This is a genomic window from Albibacillus kandeliae, from assembly GCF_003116585.1.
Classification (GTDB): domain Bacteria; phylum Pseudomonadota; class Alphaproteobacteria; order Rhodobacterales; family Rhodobacteraceae; genus Albibacillus; species Albibacillus kandeliae.
This window is the reverse complement of the sequence record NZ_QEHM01000006.1, coordinates 185,447-203,462: the sequence shown is the minus strand read 5'-3', so window position 1 is coordinate 203,462 and position 18,016 is coordinate 185,447. Positions and strand designations below refer to the sequence as shown.

The window sequence follows — 18,016 nt, the reverse complement described above, 5'->3', positions numbered from 1 at the left end:
CGTGGGAACCTTTCGGTAACCGGCGTTCGCCCCGGAAACACCTTGTAAAACGTCGCAAAAACCGAATGTTTCGCGCGCGAAACAAATTTCCGCCAACTCTTTGATCTTGCGGACCCGGCCTGTGCGCCTGTGAACCCTTCGCCGTCTTGCAGTCCTGTCGCGCAGGACGATACCCTCGCGCGCAAAGGAGTTGCAGATGTCCGAGAACCTGATGAGCCTCACGCCCGAACTCGTCGCGCGGGTCCCCCCGTTCGAGGGCACGTCGGGCCGGCTGGCAGGGCGCACCGATCGCGCGACCGAGACGGACTGGGCCGCCGCCGCCGACACGTTGCTGGCCGACGCCCCGGACACGGGCGAGGTCTGGATCTTTGCCTACGGCTCGCTGATCTGGAACCCCGAGTTCGAGGTGGCCGAGGAACGGCTCGGCACCATTCAAGGCTGGCAGCGGTCCTTCTGCCAGGGCTGGGTCCGCCTTTATCGCGGCACCCCCGAGCGGCCGGGCCTAATGCTCGCGCTCGACCACGGCGGCTCCTGCCAGGGGCTCATCTTCCGTCTGCCGAGCGATGCGATCCGCGACAACCTGCTGAAGATCCTCCGCCGTGAAATGCCACTGAAGTGGACCCGCCTGCTGCCGCGCTGGGTCACCGTCGAAACCGGCGATGGCCCGGTGCGCGCCATCGCCTTCCCCGTGGATCGCGAAAGCGATCACTACCTTGCGGGGCTCGAGACCGCACTCGTGGTCGAGGCGCTGGCCACCGCCGCGGGCGAACGCGGTTCGATGGCCGAATACCTCTACAACACCATCACCCACCTCGCCGGGCACGGCATCCACGACAGCTATCTCTGGGAAATGCAGGAACTGGTCGCCCGCCGCATCGCCGAAGGCCCGCCGCACCCCTCCGACCAACTGCTGGCCGAGGCGGCTGAGGCGGCAAGGGACTAGCTGGGGGGTTCTGTGTCGTGGCCCCGGAGTAAATCCGGGGCGCGCAGCCACCCCACCACGCCCCGGACCTGCTCCGGGGCCCCGAGACGCCCGCCGACCACTCCCCCACACGCGCCCCCGGAGCAACTCCAGGGCGGGCAACCACCCCCCACGCCCCGGACTTGATCCGGGGCCCCGAGACGCCCCCAACAACCACATCACCTTGCACTCGGCCCTGCGCACGGGGCACTGTCCCGGCCAAAAGGCGAAAGGGGCAGGCATGATTCCGGTCAGAGGCGTAGAGGGACAGACAATCGCGGTGCTCGGGCTCGGGCGCTCGGGGCTCGCCGCGGCAAAGGCGCTGCGCGAGGGCGGGGCCGAGGTGCTCTGCTGGGACGACAACCCCGCAACCCGCGACAAGGCCGCCGCCGAGGGGTTCGAGCCGGTCGACCTGACCCGCGCGGGCGCTTTCGATACGGTGAACGCGCTGATCGTCTCGCCCGGCATCCCGCATCTCTACCCGCGCCCCAACCCGGTGATCGCCGCCGCGATGGAGGCCGGTGTGCCGGTCGACAACGACATCGGGCTGTTCTTCCGCTCCTTCGCCACCGCCGACTGGGAAGAGTTCGACACCGCCCCCCGGGTCGTCGCCGTGACCGGGTCGAACGGCAAGTCGACCACCTCGGCGCTGATTCATCACATCCTCTCCGAGGTCGGCCGCCCCACCCAGCTCGCGGGCAACATCGGGCGCGGCGTGCTCGACCTCGACCCGGCCATCGACGGCGAGGTGGTGGTGCTCGAGCTCTCCTCCTACCAGACCGAACTGGCCCGCGCGCTGACGCCCGACATTGCCGTCTTCACCAACCTCTCGCCCGACCACCTCGACCGGCACAACGGCATGGGCGGCTATTTCGCCGCCAAGCGCCGCCTCTTTGCCGAGGGCGGGCCGGACCGGGCCGTCGTCGGCGTGGACGAGACCGAGGGCCTGTTCCTCGCCAACCAGCTCTCCGAGGGCCCGACCGATGACCGCGTGATCCGCGTCTCGGTCGCGCGCAAGCTCGCCGGGCCGGGCTGGCAGGTCTTCGCGCGCAAGGGCTTCCTGTCGGAGTATCGCAAGGGCAAGCAGGTCGGCTCGATCGACCTGCGCCCGATCACCGGGCTGCCCGGTGCGCACAACCACCAGAACGCCTGCGCCGCCTACGCGGTCTGCCGCGCGTTGGGGCTGGCCCCGCGCGTCATCGAACAGGCGCTGGCAAGCTATCCGGGCCTGCCGCACCGCAGCCAGATCGTCGCGACCATCGGCGGCGTCACCTACGTGAACGACAGCAAGGCCACCAACGTCGACAGCGCGCTGAAGGCGCTGCAGGCCTTCGAGCGCATCCGCTGGATCTGCGGGGGGCTGGAGAAGGAAGGTGGGCTTGGCGCACTGAAACCGGCGATGGGCAACGTGGCCAAGGCCTATGTCATCGGCCGCGAGGCGGCGAACTTCGCGCTGCAGCTCGACTGCGAGACCGAGGTTTGCACCGACATGGCAACGGCCGTCGCCCGCGCGGCGGCAGAGGCCGAACCGGGCGAGACCGTTCTGCTCGCCCCCTCGGCGGCCAGCTTCGACCAGTACGACAACTTCGAGCAGCGCGGCGACGATTTCGCTGCGCGGGTGCGGGCCCTGGCGGACTAGGACCCGAGGAAGGCCAGCAGGCGGTTCTCGGCGGCGGTCAGGCCGCGCAGCCCGGCGCTGTCGATCTCCGGCAGGCCGGTTTCGGTCAGGGCGATCACGCGCGGGTGGATATAGGCGTTGCGCGCAACGGTGGGCGTATTGGCCAGCCGTTCCGCCGCCACCTCGCTCAGCGCCCTGATGGTCTCTGCTCCGGCCTCGACCGCCTCGAAGGCAGCGAGCGTTCCGGCCCATGTGCGAAAGGTCTTGGCGGTGAAGTCTCCGCCGCCCGCTTCGGCAAGGTAGGCGTTCAGCGCGCCGGAACTCAGCCGCCGGACGGTGCCGCCGTCGTCCACCCATGTCAGCAGTTCGGCGCCCGGCAGGTCGCGCACCTCGTTCAGCACGCGCAGCAGCTTGCGGTCGGTCAGGCGGCGGCGCACCTTCTTGCCGCCCTTGGCGACATAATTGAGGTTCAGCCCCGCCTCGGTCAGCTTCAGATGGCGCCGTTTCAGCGTCAGCGCACCATAGGACCCGTTCTCGCGCGCGTAGGCCTCGTTCCCGACACGCAGCGACAACCGGTCGATCAGCAGGACGGCGGCGGCGAGGGCAAAGCGTTCGTCACCCGGTTCTTCGGCAAGATCCCGTGTCACCCGGCGGCGGATGCGGGGCAGGGCGCGGGCAAACTCGGTCAGGCTCTCGAACTTCTGTTCCGAACGCGCCTCGGCCCATCTCTGGTGATAGCGGTATTGCTTGCGCGTGCGCGCGTCATACCCGGTGGCCTGAAGGTGGCCGTTGGCGCGCGGGCTGATCCAGACGTCCACGTAGGCGGGGGGCACGGCAAGGGCCTCGATCCGCAGCCGTTCGGCCTTGTCGGCGATGGTGGTGCCGTCCGCCGCCACGTAGGAAAAGCCGCGCCCCCTGCGGCGGCGGCTGATCCCCGGGCGGTTGTCCGGATACCACGTCAGGCCCCGGGGCAGGTCGGTCGGACCCTGTGTCCCCGCGCCCATCTCAGGCGTGCCTGACTTCGGAGGCGAGTTTCAGCACCTCGCCGCCCTTTTCGTGGCGGATCACCAGCGCGGGGTTCTCCGCGCTGCCGTTGCGCACGATCCGCGATCCCTTGAGCAGGCGCGAGATGCGCGTGTGGTGGATTTCCTCGATGCGACCCGCGGCACTGCCCTGCGCCCAGTCCCATTCAACCCGGTCCCCGGTTTCGAATGCCATCGTCACCTCTCCCCTCTGACGCGGGGAAAACGCCGCGCGGGGCGTGGCGGTTCCGCTCAGGCTGCGGCGATCGCGCGTCCCGCCGCGTGGCCCGAGGACCAGGCCCACTGGAAGTTGTAACCGCCCAGCCAGCCGGTGACATCGACCGCCTCGCCGATGGCGTAGAGGCCCGGCACCGAGGTCGCCTCCATCGTCCGAGACGAGAGGCTATTGGTGTCGATGCCGCCCAGCGTCACCTCGGCGGTGCGATAGCCCTCGGTGCCCGAAGGCGTCAGGCGCCAGCCCCTCAGCCGGTCGCAGAGCGCGCGCAGCGCGGTGTCGGACTGGTCGGCGAGGTTGCCCGTGAGGCCGAGGTCGGGCGCGAGGAACTCGACCAGCCGGGCGGGCAGGTGGCGGGCCAATTCGGTGCGCAACTCGCGCCGCCCCGAGCTTTGCCGCTGTTCGCGGAGCGCGTCGTAAAGCGCGTTGGCCGGGTCGAGGTCCACCACGATCTCTTCGCCCTCCCGCCAGTAGGACGAGAGTTGCAGAACTGCCGGGCCCGACAGCCCGCGATGAGTGAACAGCAGTGCCTCGTCAAAGCTCGCCCGGTCGTTCGACAGGCGGGCCGGGGTGGCGACGCCCGAGATCGGGGCGAAGCGGCTGTCGGAAAAGGTGAAGGGCACCAGCGCGGGCCGCGTCTCGGTCAGCGGCAGGCCGAATTGCCGGGCGATTTCATAGGCAAGGCCGGTCGCGCCCATCTTGGGGATCGACTTGCCGCCGGTGGCAAGGACGAGGTTGCGGCAGGTCAGGCTGTGCCGCGCGCCCTCGCGCTCGACCTCCAGCGCAAAGCCCGTCTCGGTGCGACGCAGGTCGGCCAGGCTGGTCTGGAGCCACAGCGCGGCCCCCGCGCGCTCCATCTCGGTGCGCAGCATGGCGGTGATCTGCGTGGCCTTGTCGTCGCAGAACAGCTGGCCCAGTGTCTTTTCGTGCCATGCGATGCCGTGACAACCGACAAGGTCGAGGAAATCCCACTGCGTGTACCGCGCCAGCGCCGACTTGCAGAAATGCGGATTGCCCGAGAGAAAGTTCTCGGGCGCGGCGTGGAGATTGGTGAAATTGCAGCGCCCGCCGCCGGAGATCCTGATCTTCTCGCCCGCCGCGCGGGCATGGTCGAGCACCAGCGCGCCGGGCCCCGCATGGGCGGCGCACATCATGCCCGCGGCACCTGCACCCAGAATGATCGTCCGGAACTCCATCGGCCCCGGGTGGCGCGGATTTGCGCGGATGGCAAGAGGAAGAGGCTGGCGACAGAATTATTTTCACTGTAGAGTATCTGCATCAGACCCCGCAAAGGGGCGGATAGAGGCAGAAACGGCGGTAAACCATGACCGAAATGGTATATGGCGCGGTCCCTGACAGGGGCGGCGAACCCATACTTCCAAAGTGGTGGCGTACACTCGACAAGTGGTCGATGTGCTGCGTCCTTCTCCTGTTCGTGATCGGACTCCTCCTCGGGCTCGCATCGTCGCCGCCCCTGGCGTCGCGCAACGGGTTCCAACCGTTTCACTACGTTCAGCGGCAGGCCTTCTTCGGAGGGCTCGCCGTCATCTCGATGCTTCTGACCTCTATGATGTCGCCGGTTGTGGTTCGCCGGTTGGCGGTAATCGGTTTTCTCGGCGCCTTCGTGGCATTGGCGCTTTTGCCGTTTTTCGGAACGGATTTCGGCAAAGGGGCTGTACGCTGGTTCTCCCTCGGTTTCGCCAGCGTGCAGCCCTCCGAGTTTCTTAAGCCCGGCTTCATGGTCGCCGCAGCGTGGATGCTGGCGGCCAGCCAGGAGATCAACGGCCCCCCGGGCAAGCTCTGGTCTTTCTCGCTCTGCATCGCCATCGTGCTGATGCTGGCGATGCAGCCCGACTTCGGGCAGGCCTGCCTCGTGCTGTTCGGCTGGGGCGTCATGTACTTTGTCGCGGGCGCGCCGATGCTGCTGCTGGTGGGCATGGCCGCGATGGTCGTGCTGGGCGGCTCGCTGGCCTATTCCTATTCCGAACACTTCGCGCGCCGCATCGACGGCTTCATGAACCCCGACCTCGACCCGACCACCCAGCTTGGCTATGCCACCAACGCGATCCGCGAAGGCGGGCTGTTCGGCGTCGGCGTAGGCGAGGGGCAGGTCAAGTGGTCGCTGCCGGATGCGCATACCGACTTCATCATCGCCGTGGCGGCCGAGGAATACGGCCTGATCCTCGTGCTGGTGATCATCGCGCTCTATTCCATCGTCGTGGTGCGGTCGCTGATGCGCCTGATGCGCGAGCGTGACCCCTTCATCCGCCTCGCGGGCACCGGGCTGGCCTGTACCTTCGGCGTTCAGGCCATCATCAACATGGGCGTCGCCGTGCGGCTGCTGCCCGCCAAGGGCATGACCCTGCCGTTCGTCAGCTACGGCGGCTCCTCGCTGATCGCCGGGGGCATCGCGGTGGGCATGCTGCTGGCTTTCACCCGCAGCCGCCCGCAGGGCGAAATCGCCGACATCCTGCGCGGCAGGGGCCGATGACGGAGCGCGACGGAGACCGCCCGCTGCTGATCATCGCGGCCGGCGGCACCGGAGGCCACATGTTCCCCGCGCAGGCGCTGGCCGAGGCCATGCTGCGCAAGGGCTGGCGGGTGCGCCTGTCGACCGACGCGCGCGGTGCGCGCTACACCAGCGGCTTTCCCCATTCGACCGAGATCGTCGAGGTGCCGAGCGCGACCTTCGCGCGCGGCGGCGTGCTGGCCAAGGCCATGGTGCTGCCCCGGATCGCCGCGGGCGTGCTGGGCACCGCCTGGCGCATGTGGCGCGACAAGCCCGACGCGGTGGTCGGCTTCGGCGGCTACCCCTCGATCCCGGCGCTGGGGGCGGCGACGCTGCTGAACCTGCCGCGCATGATCCACGAGCAGAACGGCATCCTCGGCAAGGTGAACCAGGTCTTTGCCAAGCGCGTGGCCTTCGTCGCCTGCGGCGTCTGGCCGACCGAGCTGCCCGAGGGCGCCTATGGCATCCACACCGGCAACCCGGTGCGCGCCGCGGTGCTGGACCGGGCCGGGGCGAGCTACATCAGCCCCGGCGACTACCCTATGTCGCTGCTGGTGATGGGCGGCAGCCAGGGCGCGCGCATCCTCTCCGACGTGCTGCCCGATGCGCTGGCCCGCCTCGATCCCGAGCTCAAGCGCAACCTCCGCGTCAGCCATCAGGCCCGGCCCGAGGACATGGAGCGCGTGACCGCCGCCTATGACGAGGCCGGTATCCCGGCCGAGGTCAAACCCTTCTTTCAGGACGTGCCCCGCCGCATGGCCGAGGCGCAGCTGGTGATCTCGCGCGCCGGGGCTTCCTCGATCGCCGACCTGACGGTGATCGGGCGGCCCTCGATCCTGATCCCCTTCGCCGCCGCCGCCGGGGACCACCAGACCGCCAACGCGCGCACGCTGGTCGATGCCGAGGCCTCCATCCTGATTCCGGAAAAGGCCCTTGACGCCCAGAGCCTCTGCGAGCAGATCACCACTTTGCTCACGAATCCCGATGGCGCCGCGCGGATGGCGCGGGCGGCCCTGGCCGCCGGGGCACCCGATGCGACCGACCGGCTGGTCGCACTGGTGACCGAACTCGCCGGAAGGGAATGACAGGATGGATGGAAGCCAGATCATGAACGCTGCAACCAAACTCCCGCTCGATATCGGACCGATCCACTTCGTCGGCATCGGCGGCATCGGCATGTCCGGCATCGCCGAGGTGCTGATCGACCACGGCTACACGGTGCAGGGCTCGGACCTGAAATCCTCCAAGATCACCGACCGCCTCGCCGCGATGGGCGCGACCATCTTCGAGGGCCAGAAGGCCGAGAACCTCGAACTGGCCGAAGTCGTGGTGATCTCCTCGGCGATCAAGCCGGGCAACCCGGAACTGGACGAGGCCCGCCGCCGGGGTCTGCCGGTGGTGCGCCGGGCCGAGATGCTGGCCGAACTGATGCGGCTGAAATCCAACGTCGCCATCGCCGGGACCCACGGCAAGACCACCACAACCACGATGGTCGCCACCCTGCTGGATGCGGGCGGCTTCGATCCCACCGTGGTCAACGGCGGCGTCATCCACGCCTACGGCTCGAACGCGCGCATGGGGCAGGGCGAATGGATGGTGGTCGAGGCCGACGAGAGCGACGGCACCTTCACCCGCCTGCCGGCGACCATCGCCATCGTGACCAACATCGACCCAGAGCACATGGAGCACTGGGGCAGCTTCGACCGTCTGCGCGACGGCTTCTACGATTTCGTGTCGAACATTCCCTTCTACGGCCTCGCCGTCTGCTGCACCGACCACGAGGAGGTCCAGCGCCTTGTCGGGCGGATCACCGACCGCCGCGTGGTGACCTACGGCTTCAACGCCCAGGCCGACGTGCGCGCGGTGAACCTGCGCTATGAAAAGGGCATCGCCCATTTCGACGTCGCCCTGCAGGCCGACGAGATGGTGATCGAGGGCTGCACCCTGCCGATGCCGGGCGACCACAACGTGTCGAACGCGCTCTCGGCGGTTGCCGTCGCACGCCACCTCGGCATGAAGTCCTCCGAGATCCGCGAGGCGCTGGCCGCCTTCGGCGGGGTCAACCGCCGCTTTACCCGCGTGGGCGAGGTGAACGGGGTGACGGTGATCGACGACTACGGCCACCACCCGGTCGAGATCGCCGCCGTGCTGCGCGCCGCGCGGCAGGCCACCACCGGCCGGGTCATCGCGGTGCACCAGCCGCACCGCTACACCCGCCTGTCCTCGCTGTTCGAGGACTTCTGCAACTGCTTCAACGAGGCCGACGTGGTCGCCATCGCCGATGTCTACGCCGCCGGCGAGGAGCCGATCCCGGGCGCCACGCGCGATGACCTCGTCGCCGGGTTGATCCGGCACGGCCACCGCCACGCCCGCGCCATCGTCTCCGAGGACGACCTCGAACGGCTGGTGCGCGAGCAGGCGCGCGAGGGCGACATGGTCGTCTGCCTCGGCGCCGGTACCATCAGCGCATGGGCCAATGCCCTGCCGGACCGGCTGAAGGGATAGCGGCGGTGTCGGGCGCCGATCTGATGACACACCGGATCGGCCCCGCGCCGTTGTCACCCCGCCCGGACGGGCAGGCGGGAGGCATGGCATGACCGCCTCGCTCGCCGCCGCCGTGTTCTGGGCCCTTGCTGCCACGGCCACCGCCTTCCTTCCCATGCGCCTGCAGTATGCGCCGGGCCTGACCCTGCTGATCGCCGCGCCGCTGCTGATCGTCTGGATCGGTATCGACTACGGCTGGATCGCCGCTTTGCTGTCGCTGGCCGCCTTCGTGTCGATGTTCCGCCACCCGCTGCGCTACTTCTGGCGCAAGTGGCGCGGCCAGGAAACGGAGGGGCCGCGATGAGCCTCTCCCTCATCCTCGCCGCGATCTGGGCCGTGGTGGCCAATGTCATCGGCATGTTGCCCAGCCGCGACTACCACTGGCGCGCCGCCTACGGCCTGATCGGGCTTGGCATTCCGCTGCTCGGCTACGTGACCTGGCAGAATGGCCCCTGGGTGGGGCTCGCGGTGATGGTCATGGGCATGAGCGTGCTGCGCTGGCCGGTGATCCACTTGGTGCGCTGGGCGCGCGCCCGCGCCCTTCACCGCGACGGCGGCTGAGACCGCTTCTTTGGGTTCCAAATATCCCGGGGGAGTCGCCGTCAGGCGACGGGGGCAGAGCCCCCGGGGCTGCCTCTGGCCATCGCGTCGCCCTCTGGTGTAGGGACGTGACATCCACACGTGACATCCAGACGGGCACCCACCAGGGCCAGACCACCGGCAGAAAGAGACCAGACGTGCACATCGAGCTTCCCACGCCCCGCGGCAGGCTTACCGAGGGCCGACCGCTCTCCGATCTCACCTGGCTGCGCGTGGGCGGGCCGGCGGACTGGCTGTTCCAGCCTGCCGATGCCGAGGACCTCGCGGAGTTCCTGCGCGCGCTCGATCCCTCTGTCCCGGTCTTTCCGATGGGCGTCGGTTCCAACCTCATCGTGCGCGACGGCGGGCTGCGGGCGGTGGTGATCCGCCTCGGGCGTGGTTTCAACGGCATCGAGGTGGCGGAGGGGCGGGTTGTCGCCGGGGCCGCCGCGCTCGACGCCCATGTTGCGAGGAAGGCGGCCGAGGCCGGAGTGGACCTGACCTTCCTGCGGACCATCCCGGGCTCGATCGGCGGCGCGGTCCGCATGAACGCGGGGTGCTATGGCAGCTATGTCGCGGACGTTCTGGAAAGCGCCACGGTGATCACCCGGGCGGGCGACCTGCTGACGCTGACCCCGGGGGACCTGAACTTTCGCTATCGCCAGTCCGACCTGCCCGAGGGCGCGGTGCTGGTCTCGGCGGTTCTGAAGGGCCCGGCGGGCGACCCGGAGGAGCTGGCGGCGCGGATGGCGGACCAGCTGGCCAAGCGCGACGCGACCCAGCCGACAAAGGACCGCACCGCGGGGTCGACCTTTCGCAACCCGGCGGGATTTTCCTCGACCGGGCGCGCCGACGACACGCACGAGCTGAAGGCGTGGAAGGTGATCGACGATGCGGGCATGCGCGGGGCTCGGATCGGCGGCGCGCAGATGAGCGAGAAGCACTCGAACTTTCTGGTCAATACCGGCGATGCGACGGCGGCCGACCTCGAGGCGCTGGGCGAGCAGGTGCGAAAAAAGGTTTACGAGTCCAGCGGCATAACGCTAGAATGGGAAATCATGCGGATCGGTGATCCGCTGACAGAGCAGTCCTGATCGCACCAGAATTTCAAACAATCAAAACCGGTTGTCGATCAACAGGATAAACAGACACAACGGGTCGCAACAGGCCCGGGTAATTTGAGGCACTTCTCGTGGGTCAGTCGAGCGCGGCCCCCAGGAAAGTTGCGGTGTTGATGGGCGGTGCCTCGGCGGAGCGCGAGGTGTCGTTGTCGACGGGTCGCGAATGCGCCGCCGCACTCAGGGGCGAAGGATTCGAGGTGGTGGAGGTCGATGCCGGCCCCGGTCTGCCTGTGCGCCTGACCGAGATCGCGCCCGACGTCGTGTTCAATGCCCTTCATGGCCGCTGGGGCGAGGATGGCTGCGTGCAGGGCATCCTAGAATGGCTGCGCATTCCCTACACCCATTCCGGCGTACTGGCCTCGGCCCTTGCGATGGACAAGCAGCGAACCAAGGCGGCCTACGAGTCCGCGGGTCTGCCGGTGGTCGCCTCGGTGATCGAGAGCAAGGCCAACGTGATGGCCGGGCACGTGATGCAGCCGCCCTACGTGGTGAAGCCGAACAACGAAGGGTCGTCGGTCGGCATCTACTTCGTGCACGAGGCTGCCAACGGTCCGCCGGTGCTGGACGACAAGACCCCCGACCGGGTGATGGTCGAGGCCTATGTCCCCGGGCGCGAGCTGACCGCAACGGTGATGGGCGACCGGGCGCTGACGGTGACCGATATCCTGACCGAGGGCTGGTACGACTACGACGCCAAGTATGCGCCGGGCGGATCGCGCCACGTGGTGCCCGCCGACCTGCCGCGCGACATCTTCGACCTCTGCCTCGACTACGCGCTGCACGCGCATCGCGCGCTTGGGTGCCGGGGCCTGTCGCGCACCGATTTCCGCTGGGACGAGAGCCGGGGGGCCAAGGGCCTCGTGCTGCTCGAGACCAACACGCAGCCCGGCATGACGCCGACCTCGCTCAGCCCCGAGCAGGCGGCCTCGCAGGGGATCTCGTTCGGCGCGCTGTGCCGCTGGCTTGTGGAGGACGCCTCTTGCAACAGGTGAGAGCGCAGAGGATGCGGGGCCAGCAGGCCCGGGTGCGCCACGACCCGGCGCCGTCGCGGCTGTCCTACCGGGTGCAGCGCTGGATGCTGACGCCGGGGATCCGGCTTGGCCTGCGCATCGGTGTGCCCTTCTTCGCCATCTTCGCCGCCACTTCGCTGTGGCTGGCCGACGAGGGGCGCCGCAACGATCTGCTGGGGCTGGTCGCCGACGTCCGCTCGTCGATCGAGGCGCGGCCGGAATTCATGGTCTCGGCGATGGCGATCGACGGGGCGAGCGAGTCCCTTGCCATGGACGTGCGCGAAGTGGTGCCGCTGGACTTTCCGGTGTCGTCCTTCGATCTCGATATCGACGCCATGCGCGAGACCATCGCGGGGCTCGACCCGGTCAAGGCGGTGAGCCTGCGCATCCGGCCCGGCGGCATCCTGCAGGTGGACGTGGTGGAGCGGCAGCCGGTGGTGGCATGGCGGACCCGCGAGGGCCTGTCGCTGCTGGACGAGACCGGCGCCTATATCGGCGAGCTTCCGGCGCGCGAGGATCGCACCGATCTGCCGCTGATCGCGGGGGAGGGGGCGGACAAGGTCGTGCCCGAGGCCCTGGCGATCATCGCCGCCGCCACGCCCCTGGACGGGCGTCTGCGCGGGTTAGTGCGGGTGGGCGAACGGCGCTGGGACGTGGTGCTGGACCGCAACCAGCGCATCATGCTGCCGACCGAGGCGCCGGTGCGCGCGCTGGAGCGGGTGATCGCGCTGAGCGAGGCGCAGGACATGCTGGCGCGCGACGTGGCCGTCGTTGACATGCGGCTGGGCGCACGCCCGACGCTGCGGATGAGCGACAACGCGGTCAAGGACTGGTGGCATCTGAGGAAGATCAGTTCCGACAGGAATTAATGCCCCGCAGAGGGCAGCAAGACACAACGGTTAAAAAAGCAAGAAGAACGACGGGCAGCGGTAAATGACGGATCTCTATCAATCACAGCGGGCCATGCGGCAGATGCGCCAGCAGGCCCTTCAGCGCGGTGTCATCGCCATTCTGGACGTGGGCAGTTCCAAGATCGCCTGCCTTGTCCTGCGCTTCGACGGCACCGTGCGCCTGTCGGACGACAACTCCATCGGCGCGCTGGCAGGCCAGTCCGGGTTCCGCGTGGTGGGCGCGGCGACGACCCGGTCGCGCGGGGTGCAGTTCGGCGAGATCACCGCGATGCAGGAGACCGAGCGCGCCATCCGTACCGCGCTGCAGGCCGCGCAGAAGATGGCCGAAGTGCGCGTCGACCACGTGATCGCCTGTTTCTCGGGCGCGCAGCCCCGCTCCTATGGTCTGGACGCCAAGGTCGAGCTGGAAGGCAATGTCGTCACCGAGAACGAGGTTGCGCGGGTGCTGGCCTCCTGCGATGTCCCCGAGTACGGGGCAGGGCGCGAGGTGCTGCACGCCCAGCCGGTGAACTTTGCCCTTGATCACCGCTCGGGCCTGTCGGACCCGCGCGGACAACTGGGGCATGAACTGGCCGTGGACATGCACATGCTGACGGTGGACTCTGACGCCATCCAGAACCTCGTGCATTGTATCAAGCGCTGTGACCTCGAGCTCGCGGGGATCGCGAACTCGGCCTATGTCTCGGGCATCTCGGCGCTGGTCGAGGACGAGCAGGAGCTGGGCTCGGCCTGTGTCGACATGGGCGGCGGTACGACCTCGGTCTCGATCTTCATGAAGAAGCACATGATCTATGCCGATTGCGTGCGCATGGGTGGGGACCACGTCACGCAGGACATCTCGATGGGCCTTGCCGTGCCGATGGCCAATGCCGAGCGGATCAAGACCTTTTACGGTGGGGTGCACGCCACCGGCATGGACGACCGCGAGATGATCGAGATCGGCGGCGATACCGGCGACTACGAGCACGACCGGCGGCGGGTGTCGCGGGCCGAGCTGATCGGCATCATGCGGCCACGCGTCGAGGAGATCCTCGAAGAGGTCCGCGAGCGGCTGGACGCTGCGGGTTTCTCGTACCTGCCGAGCCAGCAGATCGTGCTGACGGGCGGGGGCAGCCAGACGCCGGGCCTTGACGGGCTGGCGGCGCGCATCCTTGGCCAGCAGGTGCGGCTGGGACGCCCGCTGCGGGTGCAGGGGCTGCCGCAATCGGCCACCGGACCGGGCTTTGCCTCGGCGGTCGGCCTGTCGCTTTTCGCAGCTCATCCACAGGACGAATGGTGGGACTTCGAAATCCCTGTGGATAGATATTCGTCTCGCTCGATCCGCCGGGCGGTCAAGTGGTTCAAGGATAATTGGTGAGGCGAACGTTAGCGTTAAACAGAATCAGGTGACCGGGATCGTCGGTTTTGCTAGGGTTATCCACAGGGGCCGTCAGAGCCCGTGGCAGACTGAGCAGTCTTCCTAGACACGACAGATGATTCTGAACTCCGATCGGGGTGTCCGGCCATCGCGCCAGGCGTCCGGGCTCGGTTTTAGTGTCACATTCACCAAAATCCGCAACATCTTGGCGGTTTGGCGAAATACCGCCGGGCTTCGTCAATTTGTGAGCATATTTTGTATAACTTCTGTGTTTTTTGGGTGACGCTCGGTCGCGTTAGCTATACAGTCATAACCAAATAGCCGCCCGGCAGAGGCGGTGGTGTGCGTGAACCGATTAATGACAGGCGGAACCCAAAAATGACTTTGAATCTCTCGATCCCAGGCCAGGAAGATCTCAAGCCCCGTATTACGGTTTTCGGTGTCGGTGGCGCCGGGGGTAACGCGGTCAACAACATGATCGAGAAGAAGCTCGACGGCGTCGAGTTTGTGGTGGCCAACACCGATGCGCAGGCGCTGCAGCAAAGCGCCGCCACCAGCCGCATCCAGATGGGCGTGAAGGTGACCGAGGGGCTGGGTGCCGGGGCCCGTGCCGCCGTGGGCGCCGCCGCCGCCGAAGAAAGCATCGAGGAGATCGTCGATCACCTCGCTGGTGCGCACATGTGCTTCATCACCGCCGGCATGGGCGGCGGCACCGGGACCGGCGCCGCGCCGATCATCGCGCAGGCTGCCCGTGAGCTTGGTGTCCTGACCGTGGGCGTGGTGACCAAACCCTTCCAGTTCGAAGGCGCCAAGCGGATGCGCCAGGCGGAGGAGGGCGTCGAGGCGCTGCAGAAGATGGTCGATACCCTGATCATCATCCCCAACCAGAACCTGTTCCGCCTCGCCAACGAGAAGACGACCTTTACCGAGGCGTTCTCGATGGCCGACGACGTGCTGTACCAGGGTGTGAAGGGCGTGACCGACCTGATGGTCCGTCCGGGCCTGATCAACCTCGATTTTGCCGACGTCCGCGCCGTGATGGACGAGATGGGCAAGGCCATGATGGGGACCGGCGAGGCCGAGGGCGAAGATCGCGCCATCCAGGCCGCCGAGAAGGCCATCGCCAACCCGCTGCTGGACGAGATCTCGCTGCGCGGGGCGAAGGGCGTGCTGATCAACATCACCGGCAGCCACGACCTGACCCTGTTCGAACTGGACGAAGCGGCCAACCGCATCCGCGAGGAAGTGGACCCGGACGCGAACATCATCGTCGGCTCGACGCTGGACGAGACCATGGAAGGCACCATGCGCGTGAGCGTTGTGGCCACCGGCATCGACGCCAGCGAAGTGGCGGAAATCCCGGTGCCGCGCCGGTCGCTGTCGCAGCCGCTGCAAAAGCCCGCGACCGCTGCCGCGGCCACGCTGGAGCCGATGGTCGAGGAAGTGGCCATGGCGCAGGAGCCGGAAGCCGAGCCCTCGCTGTTCACCGGCATGGAGCAGGAGCCGGTTGTCGAACACCGCCAGCCGGAACCGCGCCGCGTTGCGACCGGGTATGACGACGAGCCGGAACTGCGGGGCGACGACGGCCTGCCGCCGCCGGCGTACCGTCCGAACGTCCCGGCCTTCGAGCCGCAGACCGACGCCTACGAGGAAGAAGTCTCTCCCGAGACCTTCGTTGCGCCCAAAGCTCCGGCCCCGGGCACGCCTTCGCCGGAAACGCTGCGCCGCCTGCAGGCCGCTGCCGCCGCCCAGAAATCGCCGGGCGGGATCAACCGCCGCGAGCCGCTGGAACTGAACCGCCAGCCGGCCGAGAAGAAGGGCTTTGGCATCAACTCGCTGATCAACCGGATGACCGGCCATGCCGGTGACGTTCCGGCCGAGCGCCCGGCCGCCAAGCCGGTGCGTCAGCAGCCCACGGTGCGCCACACCGAGAGCGCGCAGCGGGCCCAGGCCGAGCCCGACCGGGACCAGGAACGCATCGAAATTCCGGCGTTTCTGCGGCGTCAGGCGAATTAATCTCGTCACGAAATAAACTCGAAGGGGTCGCCAAGTGGCGGCCCTTTCTGTTTTAAATCAATGATTTGTGGCGCGATTAGCGGGGTTTTGCCAGTTTGTTACAGGCATGTTTCAATCGGTTGCAAAGATTGAGTTGAGGGTTTGCGCCCCTGCGACTACCTCATTCACATCCAGGCCCGGAGTGGGTTTGGCGAATGGGTTAGAGACGGGGCAGATCCTTGCAGAATACGCTCAAATCACCGGTGGTTTTCGAAGGCGTCGGCCTGCACACGGGCTCTGACGTCCGGATGGTGCTGCGCCCCGCTTCGGCCGGTCATGGCATCTGGTTCCGCCGTACCGACATCCATATCGGCAACGCGATGATCCCGGCCCTATGGGACGTGGCCGAACGCTCGCCGCTCTGCACCAAGCTGGTCAACCAGTCGGGTGTGTCCGTTTCCACCGTCGAACACGTGATGGCCGCGCTGGCCGGTTGCGGCGTGCACAACGCCCTGATCGAGATCGACGGTCCCGAAGTTCCGATCCTCGACGGCTCGTCCGCGCCCTTCGTGCGCGGCATCATGGCGCGCGGCGTCCGCCGCCTGAACGCGCCGGTTCTGGCCTTTCAGGTCATGCAGGAAGTTACCGTCGAGAAGGACGGGGCCCGCGCGACGCTGAAGCCCGCCGACAAGTTCGAGATCGAGTTCCACATCGACTTTGCCGATGCCGCCATTGGCCGCCAGAGCAAGCGGCTCGACATGCGCAACGGCTCCTTCGCCCGCGAACTCTGCGACAGCCGTACCTTCTGCCGTCAGTCCGACGTCGATGCCATGCACGAGAACGGGCTGGCGCTGGGTGGCACCATGACCAACGCTGTCGTCGTCGATGGCGACCGGGTGCTGAGCCCGGGCGGCTTCCGTCACCCCGACGAGGCCGTGCGCCACAAGATGCTCGACGCGCTCGGCGACCTTGCGCTTGCCGGTGGGCCGATCTTTGGCCACTACATCGGTGAACGTGCCGGTCACTCGCTCACCAATACCCTGCTGCGCGAGCTGTTCCACACCCCCGGCGCGGTCCGTACCGTGCTGTGCGACGAGGCCATGGCGGCACGTCTGCCGGGGCAGGGTCTGGTCTTTTCGGAAATCCCGAACGTCGCCTGACGCGATGCGCGCCATGCGGTTGACCTCGCCCCGCAGGGCGCCCATAAGCCATTTTGCACCAGATGTTTCTGTGCTAGACCGACCCCAAGCCGGGGTAATCCGGTCGCGAGGACAAGGGTAGTTACGCATGATGGGCGGCATGTTGCGGGCCAAGGCTTTGAGCGCATTGATCCTGGCGGTTGGGCTTTCGGCCTGTGGCGGTGACGGCGGTGTATCCAAGAGCGCCATTTCACTGGAAGCCTATACGCCGGACCAGATCTTCGAACGCGGCGAGTTCGAGATCTCGCGGGGCCGCGAGGCGGATGCGGCCTATTTCTTTTCCGAGATCGAACGCCTCTATCCCTATTCCGACTGGGCCAAACGGTCGCTGATCATGCAGGCCTATGCCCTGCACGAGGGCGGCAGCTATGAAGAGAGCCGGGCCGCGGCGCAGCGTTTCCTCGACTACTATCCGACGGACGAGGACGCGGCCTATGCCCAGTACCTGCTGGCGCTGAGCTATTACGACCAGATCGACGAGGTCGGCCGCGATCAGGGCCTGACCTTCCAGGCGCTGCAGTCGCTGCGCAGGGTGATCGAGCTCTATCCCGACAGCGAGTATGCCTCGGCGGCGATCCTGAAGTTCGACCTGGCCTTCGACCATCTGGCCGGCAAGGAAATGGAAGTGGGGCGCTATTACCTGCGTCACAAGCATTTTGCGGCGGCGACCAACCGGTTCCGCGTGGTGGTCGAGGACTTCCAGACCACGACGCACACGCCCGAAGCGCTGTTCCGCCTGATCGAGTGCTACCTGTCGCTGGGTCTTGACGACGAGGCGCAGACGGCCGGTGCCATCCTTGGCTACAACTTCCAGTCCAGCGACTGGTACAAGGACGGGTACAAGCTGCTGACCAGCAAGGGCCTTGAGATGAAGGTGCAGGGCGACAGCTGGCTGGCAAAGGTCTATCGCCAGACCGTCAAGGGCGCATGGCTCTGAGCCGTAACGGGCCGGTTC

At 67.5% G+C, this 18,016-nt stretch carries 17 protein-coding genes; 14 read left to right on the top strand and 3 right to left on the bottom strand.

The window, feature by feature from the left end; all coding sequences use genetic code 11:
- Positions 1-196: 196 nt before the first annotated feature.
- Positions 197-943, top strand: a complete 747-nt coding sequence (locus DDT93_RS14315; RefSeq protein WP_109466531.1) for a gamma-glutamylcyclotransferase — start codon at positions 197-199, stop codon at positions 941-943.
- A gap of 259 nt (positions 944-1,202) precedes the next feature.
- Positions 1,203-2,600, top strand: a complete 1,398-nt coding sequence (gene murD, locus DDT93_RS14310) for a UDP-N-acetylmuramoyl-L-alanine--D-glutamate ligase (RefSeq protein ID WP_109466530.1) — start codon at positions 1,203-1,205, stop codon at positions 2,598-2,600.
- Here murD and DDT93_RS14305 read toward each other — a convergent pair.
- From DDT93_RS14305 to DDT93_RS14295, 3 genes are read right to left on the bottom strand one after another with little or no spacing between them, the layout of a single operon-like run.
- Entirely contained in the window at positions 2,597-3,583 is a 987-nt protein-coding gene (locus DDT93_RS14305; protein WP_109466529.1) for a DNA topoisomerase IB, read from the bottom strand. The genes murD and DDT93_RS14305 overlap by 4 nt on opposite strands.
- Before the next feature lies 1 nt (position 3,584).
- The gene (locus DDT93_RS14300; protein WP_109466528.1) at positions 3,585-3,797 is read right to left on the bottom strand and encodes a hypervirulence associated TUDOR domain-containing protein; all 213 of its coding nucleotides are present in this window, start codon (positions 3,795-3,797) and stop codon (positions 3,585-3,587) included.
- A 56-nt stretch (positions 3,798-3,853) separates the two neighbouring features.
- Positions 3,854-5,032 carry a BaiN/RdsA family NAD(P)/FAD-dependent oxidoreductase gene (locus DDT93_RS14295; RefSeq protein WP_109466527.1) on the bottom strand — a complete coding sequence of 393 codons (1,179 nt, stop codon included), beginning with the start codon at positions 5,030-5,032 and terminating at the stop codon, positions 3,854-3,856.
- 128 nt (positions 5,033-5,160) lie between these two features.
- Between DDT93_RS14295 and ftsW the strand changes: the two genes are divergently transcribed.
- The 12 genes from ftsW to DDT93_RS14235 all read left to right on the top strand — a co-directional run bounded on the left by ftsW (position 5,161) and on the right by DDT93_RS14235 (position 17,998).
- Entirely contained in the window at positions 5,161-6,327 is a 1,167-nt protein-coding gene (gene ftsW, locus DDT93_RS14290; protein WP_109466526.1) for a putative lipid II flippase FtsW, read from the top strand.
- Positions 6,324-7,430 carry a UDP-N-acetylglucosamine--N-acetylmuramyl-(pentapeptide) pyrophosphoryl-undecaprenol N-acetylglucosamine transferase gene (locus tag DDT93_RS14285; protein ID WP_109466525.1) on the top strand — a complete coding sequence of 369 codons (1,107 nt, stop codon included), beginning with the start codon at positions 6,324-6,326 and terminating at the stop codon, positions 7,428-7,430. Before ftsW ends, DDT93_RS14285 begins: the two co-directional genes overlap by 4 nt.
- A 22-nt stretch (positions 7,431-7,452) precedes the next feature.
- Positions 7,453-8,850 (top strand): UDP-N-acetylmuramate--L-alanine ligase, encoded by a 1,398-nt coding sequence (gene murC, locus DDT93_RS14280; RefSeq protein ID WP_109466836.1) that lies wholly within the window; start codon positions 7,453-7,455, stop codon positions 8,848-8,850.
- 88 nt (positions 8,851-8,938) lie between these two features.
- Positions 8,939-9,193 carry a DUF2484 family protein gene (locus tag DDT93_RS14275; protein ID WP_109466524.1) on the top strand — a complete coding sequence of 85 codons (255 nt, stop codon included), beginning with the start codon at positions 8,939-8,941 and terminating at the stop codon, positions 9,191-9,193.
- Positions 9,190-9,450 (top strand): DUF2484 family protein, encoded by a 261-nt coding sequence (locus tag DDT93_RS14270; protein WP_109466523.1) that lies wholly within the window; start codon positions 9,190-9,192, stop codon positions 9,448-9,450. The genes DDT93_RS14275 and DDT93_RS14270 overlap by 4 nt, the downstream gene beginning before the upstream one ends.
- 182 nt (positions 9,451-9,632) lie before the next feature.
- Positions 9,633-10,562 carry a UDP-N-acetylmuramate dehydrogenase gene (gene murB, locus DDT93_RS14265; protein ID WP_109466835.1) on the top strand — a complete coding sequence of 310 codons (930 nt, stop codon included), beginning with the start codon at positions 9,633-9,635 and terminating at the stop codon, positions 10,560-10,562.
- Between the two features lie 140 nt (positions 10,563-10,702).
- The gene (locus DDT93_RS14260; protein WP_232825473.1) at positions 10,703-11,581 is read left to right on the top strand and encodes a D-alanine--D-alanine ligase; all 879 of its coding nucleotides are present in this window, start codon (positions 10,703-10,705) and stop codon (positions 11,579-11,581) included.
- Entirely contained in the window at positions 11,569-12,468 is a 900-nt protein-coding gene (locus DDT93_RS14255; protein ID WP_408607939.1) for a cell division protein FtsQ/DivIB, read from the top strand. Before DDT93_RS14260 ends, DDT93_RS14255 begins: the two co-directional genes overlap by 13 nt.
- 64 nt (positions 12,469-12,532) lie before the next feature.
- On the top strand, positions 12,533-13,867 hold the full coding sequence (gene ftsA, locus DDT93_RS14250) for a cell division protein FtsA (protein ID WP_109466520.1): 1,335 nt from the start codon (positions 12,533-12,535) through the stop codon (positions 13,865-13,867).
- A gap of 378 nt (positions 13,868-14,245) precedes the next feature.
- Positions 14,246-15,883, top strand: a complete 1,638-nt coding sequence (gene ftsZ, locus DDT93_RS14245; protein WP_109466519.1) for a cell division protein FtsZ — start codon at positions 14,246-14,248, stop codon at positions 15,881-15,883.
- Between the two features lie 218 nt (positions 15,884-16,101).
- On the top strand, positions 16,102-17,022 hold the full coding sequence (lpxC, locus tag DDT93_RS14240; RefSeq protein ID WP_109466518.1) for a UDP-3-O-acyl-N-acetylglucosamine deacetylase: 921 nt from the start codon (positions 16,102-16,104) through the stop codon (positions 17,020-17,022).
- Positions 17,023-17,149: 127 nt separating this feature from the next.
- A complete protein-coding gene (locus tag DDT93_RS14235; RefSeq protein ID WP_109466517.1) occupies positions 17,150-17,998 on the top strand; it encodes an outer membrane protein assembly factor BamD in 849 nt (282 codons plus the stop codon).
- The last annotated feature ends 18 nt before the right edge of the window (positions 17,999-18,016 follow it).

Bases quoted from the DNA above. Each gene is read 5' to 3' on its own strand.
- DDT93_RS14235 (WP_109466517.1), top strand. From the start codon at position 17,150: ATGATGGGCGGCATGTTGCGGGCCAAGGCTTTGAGCGCATTGATCCTG.
- DDT93_RS14300 (WP_109466528.1), bottom strand. From the start codon at position 3,797: ATGGCATTCGAAACCGGGGACCGGGTTGAATGGGACTGGGCGCAGGGC.
- DDT93_RS14295 (WP_109466527.1), bottom strand. From the start codon at position 5,032: ATGGAGTTCCGGACGATCATTCTGGGTGCAGGTGCCGCGGGCATGATG.
- DDT93_RS14315 (WP_109466531.1), top strand. From the start codon at position 197: ATGTCCGAGAACCTGATGAGCCTCACGCCCGAACTCGTCGCGCGGGTC.
- ftsW (WP_109466526.1), top strand. From the start codon at position 5,161: ATGACCGAAATGGTATATGGCGCGGTCCCTGACAGGGGCGGCGAACCC.
- murC (WP_109466836.1), top strand. From the start codon at position 7,453: ATGAACGCTGCAACCAAACTCCCGCTCGATATCGGACCGATCCACTTC.
- DDT93_RS14285 (WP_109466525.1), top strand. From the start codon at position 6,324: ATGACGGAGCGCGACGGAGACCGCCCGCTGCTGATCATCGCGGCCGGC.
- ftsA (WP_109466520.1), top strand. From the start codon at position 12,533: ATGACGGATCTCTATCAATCACAGCGGGCCATGCGGCAGATGCGCCAG.
- ftsZ (WP_109466519.1), top strand. From the start codon at position 14,246: ATGACTTTGAATCTCTCGATCCCAGGCCAGGAAGATCTCAAGCCCCGT.
- DDT93_RS14305 (WP_109466529.1), bottom strand. From the start codon at position 3,583: ATGGGCGCGGGGACACAGGGTCCGACCGACCTGCCCCGGGGCCTGACG.
- DDT93_RS14260 (WP_232825473.1), top strand. From the start codon at position 10,703: ATGGGCGGTGCCTCGGCGGAGCGCGAGGTGTCGTTGTCGACGGGTCGC.
- DDT93_RS14275 (WP_109466524.1), top strand. From the start codon at position 8,939: ATGACCGCCTCGCTCGCCGCCGCCGTGTTCTGGGCCCTTGCTGCCACG.
- murD (WP_109466530.1), top strand. From the start codon at position 1,203: ATGATTCCGGTCAGAGGCGTAGAGGGACAGACAATCGCGGTGCTCGGG.
- DDT93_RS14270 (WP_109466523.1), top strand. From the start codon at position 9,190: ATGAGCCTCTCCCTCATCCTCGCCGCGATCTGGGCCGTGGTGGCCAAT.